Source organism: Pseudomonas sp. FEMGT703P (assembly GCF_002786345.1).
GTDB lineage: Bacteria > Pseudomonadota > Gammaproteobacteria > Pseudomonadales > Pseudomonadaceae > Aquipseudomonas > Aquipseudomonas peli.
Genome location: NZ_PGCM01000010.1, coordinates 432639 through 445868, shown reverse-complemented (window position 1 = coordinate 445868; position 13230 = coordinate 432639). Strand labels below are relative to the sequence as shown.

Genomic DNA, 13230 nt, shown 5'->3' with positions numbered 1-13230 from the left:
ATTTTGCTGTAATGGCTGCTTGCCATCTGCGGCTGCAGTTGGCATAAAAACAACAAACAAAAACACCACAAGGAAGTTTCCATGCGCATCCTCCGTCGGGCCCTGTATGGGCTTCTTTTATTATTGATCGCAGGGTTGCTGATCGCCTTGTACTTCATCGCCAATCCCAACCTGCCGGTTTATCAGCAGCCAGACAAGCTGCACTACCTCAATCAGTGGTCCTCTGATGAACGCCAAACCTATTACTACACCCCTCAGGGTACCCAGGTAAAAGGCCTGCGCTATGAGTGGTTCCATGCACTGGAGCTGCCGTTTAGCACCAGCAAGTTCGCCACCCCCAACTATCTGGCGCGCTTTGGCTTTCTCGTCGATCCCGCGCAACAACCTACGCCGCTGAATCCTGGAAACCTGCCCGTGGGCTTTGCCCGCCACGCAGATGCGGAGAGTGGTGAGCATTATTTGGATATCAGCTGCGCCGCTTGCCACACCGGTGAGTTGCGTTACCAGGGCCAAGCTGTGCGCATTGACGGTGGTGCTGCGTTGCACTCACTGGCATCCACGGTACCGACCGTGCGCGGCGGCAGCTTTGGCCAAGCGCTCGGGATGAGCATGGCGTTCACCTACTACAACCCCCTGAAATTCAATCGCTTCGCCCAGCAAGTACTGGGAGATGAGTACGCCCGTCACAAGGCGCAGCTGCGTCGAGACTTCAAGGTAGTACTCGACCGCTTGTTGGGCACCGCATTCAATGACTGGCACCGTGGCTTGTATCCAACCGAGGAGGGCTTTGGTCGTACCGATGCTTTCGGCCGTATCGCCAATAGCGTATTTGGTGATGCCATTGATCCAAGCAACTACCGCGTTGCCGATGCGCCAGTGAGTTATCCGCAGGTCTGGGATATCTGGAAATTCGACTGGGTACAGTGGAACGGCTCAGCCATGCAGCCCATGGCCCGCAACGTCGGCGAGGCCCTGGGAGTCGGTGCGACCCTGCGCTTGCTGAATACTGACGGTCATCCGGTGGCCGAAGCCGAACGCTATGCCTCCAGCGTGCGGTTGCGTGACCTATTCACCCTTGAAGAAACCCTGAAAAAGCTGCGACCACCTACCTGGCCTGAAGACATTTTTGGCAAGGTCGATCTGCCACTAGCCAGTCGCGGCCGTGCGTTATTTGCCGAGAACTGCGCGTATTGCCATGCCCCTGATCCCAAAACACCTCAGGACAGCTTCGCACCTGCCCGCGATCCGGAATGGCGGATGCGCGTGGTCCCGACCTTGATCGTCGGCACTGACCCCACTACAGCTGACAATATTGCCGACCACCGCTTCGATATCAGCAAGCTGGGCTGGACCAAGGCCGAACTGAGTAAGCTTGATGTACGCCTGTACGGCGCGAAGCTGGATGACATCGACATGCGCAGCATCTCCAGTGCCAAGGCCCTGGCCTACGTCACCGCCTATGTGGAAAACCGTGCGTATCAGGATGCCGGCATCACACAACCCGAACGCGGCAATATGGATGGTTTCAACCTCCCTATCGGCGTACAGGAAAAACGTGGTTACAAGGCTCGTCCGCTCGACGGAATTTGGGCCACACCGCCCTTCTTGCATAACGGCTCGGTGCCGACCCTGTTCCAGCTGTTGTCGCCGGTGTCGGAACGGCAAACCGAGTTCTGGGTAGGCAATTTCGAATTCAACCCCAAGCAGATTGGTTACCAGAGTGAGAAATTCACCGGTGGTTTCCATTTCGATACGCAGGTCACCGGCAACAGCAATCGCGGTCATGAATTCCGTGCGGGATGCCGTGAAGACGGCGTGATTGGCCGCGCTCTGCAACCGGAAGAACGCTGGGCGCTGATCGAGTACCTCAAGGTTTTGGGCAATCCAACATTGGAACAACAACTACAGCCGGTGGCCGCCAAAACGTGGACGCCCGGCCCGTCTTGCCAGAACTGAACTGCACTGCGCTTGTGATCGCACACTGAGAATAATTAAAAGGAATTGACTCCATGTTTAAACGATTCTGGCTCTGGCTCGGCCGCATACTGGGCAAATTACTGGTGCTCGTATTGGCTATAGGGATAGCCGGCTGGGCCATCGGAGCCGCCTATTACGGCTGGAAGTTCTCCGGCCCGGTATCTACTGAAGAGCAGATCCCGCCCGATGAAGCCGCGCTCACTCAAAGCATCATTGAAGATGCCATTCGCGTGGTCGAACAGCACCGCGACAACACCCGCGTGCTGCGCGATGCCCACGCCAAGGCGCATGGCTGCATGAAGGCCGAAGTCACGGTCAGCGCCGATATCGATAGCAGCCTGCAACGCGGTGTACTCAGCGAACCAGGCAAGACCTGGCAAGCCTGGATGCGCCTGTCCAACGGCAATGCCTACCCGCAGTTCGACCGAGCCCGCGATGCCCGCGGCATGGCGATCAAGCTGCTGGATGTCCCCGGTGAAAAGCTGACACAAAGCCCGCAGCATGCAAGCGAGCAGGATTTTGTGATGTTCAATCACCCAGCTTTTTTCGTGCGCGATGTGGCCGAGTACAAAAGCAATTTCGCTGCCCAGGCCGACGGTAAAAAGGTCATGGCATTCTTCCCCAGCTGGAACCCCGACACCTGGGAAATCCGCCACCTGATCATCGCCCTGAAAACACTGTCCCCTGCCCCGGAAACACCCGTGGCGACCACCTACAACTCCATCGCGCCATTCAAACTGGGTGAGCACAACATCAAGTACCGAGTTAATCCTCAACCGGAAGCCTGTCCGGAGTACCAGTTACCTGAACAGAACCAGGATCTGCCGAATTTCCTGCGCAATGCGCTGTACCAGCAGCTGTCGCTGGACCGCGTACCCGCCTGTTTTGCCCTGCAAGTGCAGCGGCAGAACCCCGAGTACTTCATGCCTATCGAAGACCCTAGTGTTGAGTGGAGCGAAGCCATTTCGCCGTTCGAAACCGTCGCCACCATTAAGGTGCCGGCGCAGGACTTTGATAGCCGCGAGCAGAACCTGTTCTGTGACAACCTCTCCTTCAACCCCTGGCATGCGCTTCCCGAACACCGTCCGATTGGCGGCATCAATCGCCTGCGCAAGGCGGTCTACGAGGCTGTCAGCATCTATAGGTTGGAGCGGAATCAACCATAAAACTGTATCCAATTCCCTGTGCTACTCGGTTAACAGCCTTTGAGCTGGTAATATCCGCGCCTTGCTAAACGCGCTGCTAGCCGCGTACCACCTGAGAGAAAGACCGTGGAATTGTTCAAAGAGTTTATGTTCGAGGCCGCCCACCGCCTGCCTCACGTCCCCGAAGGCCACAAATGCGGGCGCCTGCACGGCCACTCCTTCAAGGTCGCGGTGTATATTGAAGGTGACGTTGATCCTTATACCGGCTGGATTCGCGACTTCTCCGAAATCAAGGCGATCTTCAAGCCACTCTATGAGCAGCTTGATCATAACTACCTGAATGACATTCCTGGCCTGGAAAACCCGACCAGTGAAGTGCTGGCCAAATGGATCTGGCAGCAACTCAAGCCACTGCTGCCTGAGCTGTCACGTATCCGTATTCATGAAACCTGCACCAGCGGCTGTGAATACCGCGGCGATTGAATCGCCTGCCTTGCGCCTGATCGAGGGGCAAGGCACCTCCCAGCTCCTCGCCGTTCTCCATTGGATTGCCAAATCAAGTGTGCTGCACGCAAGAACAGCGGCTGGCAAAAAATCCACCGAAAGATTTCATAAATTTGAAACCGGTTTGAAAACAAGCAGGCCAACTTGTTATTGCCCGTGCACTGCTTTAGGGTGCCCGTGCACTTTACCTGGATGGGTAAAGCTTCTTATGGATAAGCGAAAAGGAATCACAACATGTTGAAGAAAATTGCTCTGGCTGCCGGCCTGGTTACCCTGCTCAGCGGTTGCGCCTCTGGCCTGTCGCCAGTCAGCGTTGGCCTGATCACCGACGTTAAAGGTCCGATCACCGCCACCACCGCTTCCGGTAACAAAACCGGTACTGCTTGCGCTACCACCATCATTGGTCTGATCAACAAAGGCGACGCTTCCATTGCTGCCGCCAAGGCCAATGGCAACATCGGCACCATCGCTACCGCTGATTACCACACCAAAGGCTTCTACCCGTTCTTCGGCGAAACCTGCGTGAACGTAACCGGTAACTAAGTTGCCCGACTGCCCCCAAACCCAGTTTGGGGGCAGTACAGAAACCACGCCGTTTTAGAGGCCGTAGCCCGCCAGGGCTGACAAGAACTGCGCCTCGTCAATCACCCGAACACCCAGCTCACTGGCCTTTGCCAGCTTCGAACCGGCACCAGGCCCAGCCACCACACAACTGGTTTTTGCCGAAACCGACCCTGCTACCTTGGCGCCCAGACTTTCCAGCTTTTCCTTGGCAACATCGCGGCTCATCACTTCCAGTGTGCCGGTCAGCACCCACGTCTGCCCAGCTAGCGGCAAGCCTTCGATAACTTTTTTCTCGCAGTGCCAGTGCATGCCAAAGGCCTTTAGCTGCGCTTCGATGGCGCGCGCGCGCTCAGCATTGGCAGCAACCTCGAAAAACTCGCGCACCGCCTTCGCTTGCTTCTCAGGCAAGGTCTGCCGCATATCCAGCCAGTCAGCCGCCAATACTGCATCCAGGCTGACAAATTTATCCGCCAGCTTCTGCGCGCCACCAGGGCCTACGGACGGGATATTTAGCTTGTCGAGCATTCCGGCCAGGGTAGCGCTGGCACTGAACTCGGCACTCAGCTCGCCTTGCTCCTGCAGTTGCAGCCCGCACTGATCACTGGCCAACAAGGCCGCGATAACCTGCTGGTTATGGCTGTCGGCAAAGAAACTGTGGATCTCATGGGCCACTTCCAAACCGATATCTGGCAGATAAGTCAGCACTTCCGGCAAGGCCTGCTGCACGCGCTCCAGAGATGCCAGCGAGCGAGCCAACACCTTAGCGGTTTCCTCGCCTACATCGGGTATACCTAGGGCGTAGATAAAGCGCGCCAGGGTCGGTTGCTTGCTGTCGGCGATGGCCTGCAGCAGCTTGTTGCTGGAAACCTCGGCAAAGCCTTCCAGATTGATGATCTGCTCATAGCTCAGCTTGTACAGATCGGCCGGCGAGGCGATCAGCTGCTCATCAACCAGTTGCTCAATGGTCTTGTCGCCCAGGCCTTCGATATCCATGGCGCGGCGCGAAACGAAGTGGATGATTGCCTGCTTAAGCTGCGCAGCACATGCCAAACGACCGACACAGCGGTACACTGAACCCTCGCTAAAGGTTTCCTTACCCTTGCTGCGCTTGACCAACTGGGTGCGCTCAACATGGGAGCCACACACTGGGCAACTTTCGGGAATTTGCACAGGCCTGGCATCCAGTGGACGCCGCTCAGGCACTACCTGCACCACCTGCGGAATCACGTCACCGGCTCGGCGGATGATTACCGTATCGCCGATCATCACCCCCAGGCGCGCCACCTCATCCATATTGTGTAACGTGGCGTTGGACACGGTAACGCCCGCCACCTTGACCGGTTTCAGGCGTGCCACCGGGGTGACCGCGCCGGTACGGCCGACCTGGAACTCCACATCCAGCAGCTCGGTCAGCTCTTCCAGTGCCGGGAACTTATGGGCAATAGCCCAGCGCGGTTCACGGGCACGAAAGCCCAGTTCGCGCTGATAGGCCAGGTTGTTGACCTTGAACACCACGCCGTCGATTTCATAGGCTAACGACTCGCGTCGCTCACCAATACTGCGGTAATACGCCAGACATTCATCGGCGCCTCTGGCCAGTTTCAGCTCGCGACTGATCGGCATGCCCCATTGCTTGAGGGCCTCAAGAATGCCGATATGCGTTTGTGGCAGCTCGCCTTGCACCTGACCAATGCCGTAGCAGCAGAATTCCAGCGGACGGCTGGCGGTAATTTTCGAATCCAGCTGGCGCAAGCTGCCGGCAGCCGCATTACGCGGATTGGCGAAAGTCTTACCACCCTGCTCCAGCTGCCGTGCATTCAGCGCCTCGAAACCGGCCTTGGACATAAAGACTTCGCCACGCACTTCCAGCACAGACGGCCAGCCCTCGCCCTGCAGCTTTAATGGCACATTACGAATGGTGCGCACGTTAACGCTAATGTCCTCGCCCGTGCTGCCATCGCCACGCGTAGCGCCACGCACCAGCAGGCCATCGCGGTACAACAGGCTGACCGCCAGGCCATCAAGCTTAGGCTCACAGCTGTACTCAACCTCGGGGCCGCCACCAAACAGATCGCCTGCAGGCAAATCCAGGCCCTCACGCACCCGGCGATCAAAGTCGAGCAAATCGGCTTCCTCAAAGGCGTTGCCCAGACTGAGCATCGGCACCTCATGCTTGACTTCACCGAAGGCCGAAAGCGCCAGGCTACCGACGCGCTGGGTCGGTGAGTCGGCCGTGACCAGCTCTGGGTGTTCGACCTCAAGTGCTTTGAGCTCATGGAACAGGCGATCATATTCGGCGTCGGGAATACTCGGCTCATCGAGTACGTGATAGCGATAGTTATGCCCATCCAGTTCGTCGCGCAGTTGCACTATGCGCTGGGCAGCAATCGAGGCATCGGTCATTGCGGTTTGCTCTCAAACGAAAAGAGCAGCCTTGGCTGCTCTTGGTATTTCATCGATTAAATCAGCGCTTATTGGTCAATTGCTTGCGTTCATATTCGACGATGCGCTGGCGGTAGTGTTCGATAGTTTGCGCGGTCATCACGCTGCGCTGGTCATCTTTCAACTCGCCATTGAGTTCATGGGCCAGTTTGCGCGCTGCGGCAACCATTACATCGAAAGCCTGTTTGGGATGACGCGGGCCAGGCAGACCGAGGAAGAAGCTTACAGCACGGGTACTGAAGCCCTCGATATCATCCAGGTCAAAGGTGCCAGGTTTTAGTGCGTTGGCCATGGAGAACAACACTTCACCATTACCGGCCATGCTTTCGTGGCGATGGAAGATGTCCATCTCGCCAAAACGCAGGCCACTTTCCAGAATATTCTGCAGCAACGCCGGCCCCATAAAGCCTTCATCACCACGGGCGATCACGTTGATCACCAGTACTTCTTCAACCGGCGGCAATTCCTTGGTGCTTTCTTTGGCCGGGCTTGCAGGTTTGCCTACCACCTCATCATCAACTGGGTTGAGCAATGTCGGTACGGGTTCATCCTGGCCCAAGTTCAGGTCGCCCTGTTGCGGCTCTCCGATGCGACGACGATTCAGTTCACGGGCGCTTAGCGATGGCAGGTCTTCTTCATCAAAAGCCGGCTCATGGCTGCGGTCAATTACACGCGGCGGGCTAAGCAGATCGGGATCGCTGTCATCATCCGGCAGATTGGCAAAACTGCGGTCAAGTTTGAACTTGAGTTTGCCCTTACCACCGCGCATCCGCCGCCAGCCATCAAACAGGATGCCGGCAATCACAATAATGCCGATGACAATCAGCCACTCGCGCAGACCGAATTCCATGAAATACCTTAACCCCTAATAAAAATGTGATGAAAAAGGCCTTCCTGGGCCATTTTGCTAATTCTTTTCCGCGACGCCAAGCCTATGTTATGCCAGGCCTTTCCCTGAGTTATAACGCCACGTCTAATAACAATGCGCATTAAGCTAGCACGACGAAAGATAACTTTACACCGCCCTGGCCATCATGATTCAACCAAGGCCAGCGCTTCCTCCACATCCACGGCCACCAATCGCGAACAACCAGGCTCGTGCATGGTTACGCCCATCAACTGATCAGCCATTTCCATGGCGATTTTATTGTGGGTGATATAGATAAATTGCACCGTTTCCGACATCTCTTTTACCAGCCGTGCATAGCGCCCGACGTTGGCATCGTCCAGCGGTGCGTCTACTTCATCGAGCATGCAGAACGGCGCCGGATTGAGCTTGAAGATAGCAAATACCAGGGCCAATGCCGTCAGCGCCTTTTCCCCGCCAGAGAGCAAATGAATGGTGCTGTTTTTCTTGCCCGGCGGACGCGCCATGATGGTTACGCCGGTATCCAGCAAATCTTCACCGGTCAACTCCAGATAGGCGTTACCGCCACCGAAGACTTTCGGGAATAGCGCCTGCAAGCCGCCGTTGATTTGATCGAAGGTTTCCTTGAAGCGATTGCGGGTTTCCTTGTCGATCTTGCGAATGACGTTTTCCAAGGTATCCAGCGCTTCCACCAGGTCAGCGTTCTGCGCATCTAGGTAACGCTTACGCTCGGATTGCTGCTGGTATTCATCGATCGCCGCCAGGTTGATCGGCCCCAAGCGCTGAATACGCGCGGCCAGCCGTTCCAACTCTTCTTCCCAGGCTTTCTCGCTGGCCTCTGCGGGCAAGGTCGCCAACACGCCGTGCAGGTCGTAGTTGTCTTCCAGCAACTGATCCTGCAACGCCTTACGCCGCACGGTCAGCGATTGCCAATCCATACGTTGCTGTTCCAGCTGGCCGCGCAACAACTGTGCCTGCTGCTCGGCCTGGGTACGGCGTTTTTCTGCGTCACGCAGTTCGCGGTCGGCATCTTCCAGTGCCAGGCGCGCAAGCTTGAGTTCGTCTTCCACCGCCATGCGTTTATCGAGTTGCTCTTCGAGCTTCATCCTCAGCTCTTCCAGCGGTGCTTCGCCCTCCTCCAGATTGAGGTTGAGCTGCTCACGCTTCTCATGCAGACGCTCGGCCTGCAACTCCAGGCGTTCCAGGGCCTGGCGGGTGGAATCATGCTGGGCTTTCAGCGAACCCAGGCGCACGGCTAGCTGGTGGGCATGATCCTTGTGCTGACGAGCTTCCTGGCGCACGCGATCCAGGCGTTCACGCAGGCTGTCGCGGCGGGCCAACAGACCTTCGCGCTGCTCATTGTCATTGGCCATGGCATCAAGGGCATCTTGCAGCTGCAAGCGCGACTCACCCAGTTGCTCATGTTCGATTTCACGCTGTTCGCCCAGCTCCAGCAACTCACTGTCCAGACGAGTACGGCGCAGTATCAGCTGCTCGACCTTGGCCTGCCCGGCGGACAGCTGGGCTTTTAGCTCGCCGAGACGACGGGCAAGATCCTGGGCCTGGCGGCGCTGCTGCTCGCGCTGCTCTTCCTGAGCACGCTGGTTTTCGCGCAATTGCAGTAAACGCTCATCAAGCACGGCCAGCGCGGCTTCGCGCTCATCGCGCTCCAGGCTTAGCCGCTCGATCTCCTGACCACGGGCAAGCACACCGCTTTCCGCTTCACTGGCGCGGCGCACGCGCAGAAAATGCCGGCCGACCCAGTAGCCATCACGGCTGATCAGACTTTCGCCTTCGGCCAAGTTCAAGCGCGCGGCCAGCGCTTCATCCAGGCTTTGTACGGGTTTGACCTTGGCCAGCCAGGGCGCCAGATCAATGTTGGCTTCGACCTTGTCCAGCAAACTGCCAGCCACCCGTGCGCCGCCCTTACTCGGGCTAGCCAGGCGTAAATCGCCCTGGGTAAGGCCGGCAAAATCCAGGCCCTGGAAATCATCCAGCAGCACGGCCTGCAGATCGGCACCCAGCACGGTTTCCACCGCCAGTTCCCAGCCGGCTTCAACGCGCAGGCCTTCAGCTAGACGTGGGCGTTCGCTCAGCTGCTGCTCACGCAGCCAGTCGCCAGCACCTTTGCCGGGGTCCAGCGCCGCCTGCTGCAGCGCTTCCAACGAAGCCAGGCGGCCATTCAGGCGCTGCAATTCACCTTGTGCCTGCTGCTGGACCTGACCGCTGTGCTGCAGGTCATTGCGCAGTTGTTGCAGGCGTTCGGCCTGCTGTTCTTCTTCCAGCTGCAGGTCTTCCAGGCTGATTTCGCCGGCGGCAATCTGCTCGCTCAGTTCGATAATCGCAGCATCTTCCGGGTCGGCGGCCAGTTGCTGCAGCTCATCGGTGAGACGCCGCTGGCGCTCGGCCAGGCGCTCCAGGCTTTGCTCTAACTGAGCGATGCGGGATTGCTGCACCTCGGCCTGACGCCGCGGCTCGGCGCTGCGCTGATTGAAGCTGTCCCACTGTTCCTGCCAGCCATGCATGGCCGTTTCGGACTCTTCCAACCCGGCAGCGGACTCTTCGGCTGCCGCCGCAGTCAGTTCCTGCTCGGGTTCGAGCATGGCCAGCTCTTCGCCCAGGGTCGCCAGCAGCGTGCGGTCGTGGCCCAGATGCGATTCGGTTTCCAGGCGCGCGCGTTCAGCCTCGTTGAGGTCGTCCTGCAACTGACGCAGACGCTGCTGGCCGTGCTGGATGCTCTGCTCGATACGCGCGATATCGCCGCCCACCGAGTAGAAACGGCCCTGCACCAGGTTGAAACGCTCGCTCAGTTCATGGTGACCATCGCGCAGACGTTCGATGCTCGCATCAGCATTGCGCTGCTCGGCCACCAGGGCTTCGAAGCTGACTTCCTGGTTGCTGATCACTGCTTCGCGGCTACCCACCTGCTCGTTCAGCGCCTGCCAACGTAGGGCTGTGAGCTGGGCCTTGAGCTGACGCTCTTCGGCCTTGTATTCCTGATACTTCTCCGCCGACTGGGCCTGGCGGTGCAAACGATCAAGCTGGCGTTCCAGCTCTTCCCGCAGGTCGGTCAGGCGCGCCAGGTTTTCATGGGTACGGCGGATGCGGTTTTCAGTTTCACGGCGACGCTCCTTGTACTTGGAGATGCCGGCGGCTTCCTCGATAAAGTTGCGCAGGTCTTCCGGTTTGGCCTCGATCAGCTTGCTGATCATGCCCTGCTCGATAATCGAGTAGCTGCGCGGCCCCAGGCCAGTGCCAAGGAAGATATCGGTAATGTCGCGGCGACGGCATTTGGTGCCGTTGAGGAAATAGGTGTTCTGGCTGTCGCGGGTGACCCGGCGGCGGATCGAGATTTCGTTGTAGCCGGCGTATTCGCCCGTCAGGGTGCCGTCGGAGTTGTCGAAGATCAGCTCGATCGATGCCTGGGTCACCGGCTTGCGGGTATTGGAGCCGTTGAAGATGACGTCGGTCATCGACTCGCCACGCAGGTTCTTCGCCGAGCTTTCGCCCATCACCCAGCGCACGGCGTCGATGATGTTCGACTTGCCGCAGCCGTTAGGCCCGACCACTGCCGCCATATTACTGGGGAAGGTCACCGTGGTCGGGTCAACAAATGACTTGAAACCGGCCAGTTTGATGCACTTGAGCCGCATAGACAGCCTTCCTTAAGCGTCGGCCAGTGCGGCCAATACCAGCTGGCAGTTGTGCTCGCCGTAACCCAGCAATACCTCACGGATGGCCTGGTGGTCACGGGCGATAATTGCCTGCAGCAAGGTGGCAAAGGTATTGAGGAACTGCCCCATTTCACCTTTGCGCCGCTCCAGCGCCAGATGATAGGTACGGCTGATGGCCGGCAGCAGGTTCTCCACGGTTTCCTGCAGGTAGGGATTATTGGAGAACGGGAAGGCAGCACGCATGATGTCAAAGCTGCTTTCGACAAAAACGTTGATATCTTCGCGCTGCAGGCTGTCCTGCAGACGTTGCTGAATCACCAGGAACGGCCCGAGATCCGCCTCGACCTGCCAGCTATCCGCAACCGCCTTGCCCAGCAGGATGTACAGCTCCATGACAAGGGCATAAAGGCTCTTGACGTTATGCGGCGTCAGTTCAGCCACCTGCGCGCCACGGCGCGGTGGAATCACGATCAAGTGCCGGCGTTCCAGAATCAGCAGCGCTTCACGCACCGACCCCCGGCTGACATTCAGCGCCTGGGTAACTTTCTGTTCCTGAATCCGCTCACGCGCCTTCAACTCACCACGAATGATGCGTTCGGCAAGGTGATGGGCGATCTGCTCAGCGAGGCTATCCGGTGCCTTGAACGTCATGATGATCCTTAGGCTCTATCTGACCTATTGGAGAGGCTTAAAGCGGCTAAACCCGCGCCAGGCTTGGCCTGAGCGGTCGAGCGCCGGCGCGAGTGTAACACAGGGTGTTACCGGGCCAAGGCCACCAGCGCCCTGCTTTCAAACCAAAAGGTGGGCTGTGAGGGGATGGGCAGCAACATGGATTGTCCTACAATCCAACTATCAACCCACTCCAACAATAATAAGTACGGAGCCACCATGTTCGAACGCCTGCCCTCCAACTGGATGCTTGTGATTAAAAGCATCGGCTACTGGTTCTGGTTGATCCCTGTATTGGGCATCCCATTGAGCTATTACTGGTCATTAAATAGCCAATACGCCAACGCCTGGCCCTGGCTGGTGGTGCTGGTGGTGTTTGGGGTGATTCCGCTGCTGGATTTCATCATAGGCCGTGACCCTGCCAACCCCGACGAAGCGGTGCAAGTACCGCAAATGGAGCAGCAAGGTTACTACCGTCTGCTCAGCCTGATCACCGTGCCGGCTTTGCTCGGCATGCTCGGCTGGGCTGGATGGGTATTCGTCAACCATGAGGCCTGGAGCTGGGTTGGCCAGCTCGGCTGGGTTCTGTCCGTCGGCACGGTAACTGGCGCCATCGGCATTACCGTGGCCCATGAGTTTATCCATAAGGATCCACAGCTGGAGCAGAACGCCGGCGGTTTGCTGCTGGCCGCCGTGTGCTACGGCGGCTTCAAGATCGAGCATGTGCGCGGTCATCATGTGCATGTCTCAACCCCGGAAGATGCCAGCTCTTCGCGTTACGGCCAGAGCCTGTATGCCTTCCTGCCGCACGCCTATGTGCACAATTTCCTCAATGCCTGGAAGCTTGAAGCCGAACGCCTGAAGCGCAAAAAACTGCCCGCCCTGCATTGGCGCAATGAGCTGATTGGTTGGTATGCGATCAGTGCGTTGTTTCTGCTCGGTTTCAGCCTGGCCTTCGGCTGGCTCGGCGCGCTGTTCTTTATCGCGCAGTCGGTGGTCGCCTTCACCTTGCTGGAAATCGTCAACTACGTTGAGCATTACGGCCTGCACCGTCGCAAACTGGAGAATGGCCGCTATGAGCGCACCAATCCGACGCATTCCTGGAACAGCAATTTCCTGCTGACCAACCTGTTCCTCTTCCACCTGCAGCGCCATTCCGACCACCACGCTTACGCCAAACGCCGCTATCAGGTGCTTCGCCATTTCGACGACAGTCCGCAATTGCCCAATGGCTATGCCGGGATGATCGTCCTGGCGCTGTTTCCACCGCTGTGGCGCGCGGTGATGGACCCGCGCGTACGTGCCCACTACGCCGGTGAAGAGCATCAACTGACCGATTCGCAGCTGACCCACTCTTAAGCGCAGTTACCGCAACAAAAAACGCCAA

At 58.0% G+C, this 13230-nt stretch carries 9 protein-coding genes; 5 read left to right on the top strand and 4 right to left on the bottom strand.

Annotation, left to right across the window (positions count from 1 at the left end; genetic code table 11):
- The first annotated feature begins 81 nt into the window (after window positions 1–81).
- The 4 genes from CUR33_RS15605 to CUR33_RS15590 all read left to right on the top strand — a co-directional run bounded on the left by CUR33_RS15605 (window position 82) and on the right by CUR33_RS15590 (window position 4169).
- Window positions 82–1956: a di-heme-cytochrome C peroxidase gene (locus tag CUR33_RS15605; protein ID WP_289240243.1), complete on the top strand. Its 1875-nt coding sequence runs from the start codon at window positions 82–84 to the stop codon at window positions 1954–1956.
- A gap of 53 nt (window positions 1957–2009) precedes the next feature.
- Window positions 2010–3143, top strand: a complete 1134-nt coding sequence (locus CUR33_RS15600; protein ID WP_289240242.1) for a catalase family protein — start codon at window positions 2010–2012, stop codon at window positions 3141–3143.
- A gap of 105 nt (window positions 3144–3248) precedes the next feature.
- Window positions 3249–3605, top strand: coding sequence for a 6-carboxytetrahydropterin synthase QueD (gene queD / locus CUR33_RS15595; RefSeq protein WP_090253601.1), 357 nt, complete (start codon window positions 3249–3251; stop codon window positions 3603–3605).
- A 255-nt stretch (window positions 3606–3860) separates the two neighbouring features.
- The gene (locus tag CUR33_RS15590; protein WP_090253600.1) at window positions 3861–4169 is read left to right on the top strand and encodes a TRL-like family protein; all 309 of its coding nucleotides are present in this window, start codon (window positions 3861–3863) and stop codon (window positions 4167–4169) included.
- A gap of 54 nt (window positions 4170–4223) precedes the next feature.
- Here CUR33_RS15590 and ligA read toward each other — a convergent pair whose 3' ends face one another.
- The 4 genes from ligA to CUR33_RS15570 all read right to left on the bottom strand — a co-directional run bounded on the left by ligA (window position 4224) and on the right by CUR33_RS15570 (window position 11825).
- On the bottom strand, window positions 4224–6593 hold the full coding sequence (gene ligA, locus CUR33_RS15585) for an NAD-dependent DNA ligase LigA (protein WP_289240241.1): 2370 nt from the start codon (window positions 6591–6593) through the stop codon (window positions 4224–4226).
- A 61-nt stretch (window positions 6594–6654) separates the two neighbouring features.
- The gene (gene zipA / locus CUR33_RS15580) at window positions 6655–7482 is read right to left on the bottom strand and encodes a cell division protein ZipA (RefSeq protein WP_289240240.1); all 828 of its coding nucleotides are present in this window, start codon (window positions 7480–7482) and stop codon (window positions 6655–6657) included.
- 182 nt (window positions 7483–7664) lie between these two features.
- Window positions 7665–11153, bottom strand: a complete 3489-nt coding sequence (smc, locus tag CUR33_RS15575) for a chromosome segregation protein SMC (protein ID WP_289240239.1) — start codon at window positions 11151–11153, stop codon at window positions 7665–7667.
- Between the two features lie 12 nt (window positions 11154–11165).
- The gene (locus CUR33_RS15570; protein WP_289240238.1) at window positions 11166–11825 is read right to left on the bottom strand and encodes a GntR family transcriptional regulator; all 660 of its coding nucleotides are present in this window, start codon (window positions 11823–11825) and stop codon (window positions 11166–11168) included.
- 237 nt (window positions 11826–12062) lie between these two features.
- On the opposite strand from CUR33_RS15570, the gene CUR33_RS15565 reads away from it, so the two are divergent.
- Window positions 12063–13202, top strand: a complete 1140-nt coding sequence (locus CUR33_RS15565; protein ID WP_289240237.1) for an alkane 1-monooxygenase — start codon at window positions 12063–12065, stop codon at window positions 13200–13202.
- The last annotated feature ends 28 nt before the right edge of the window (window positions 13203–13230 follow it).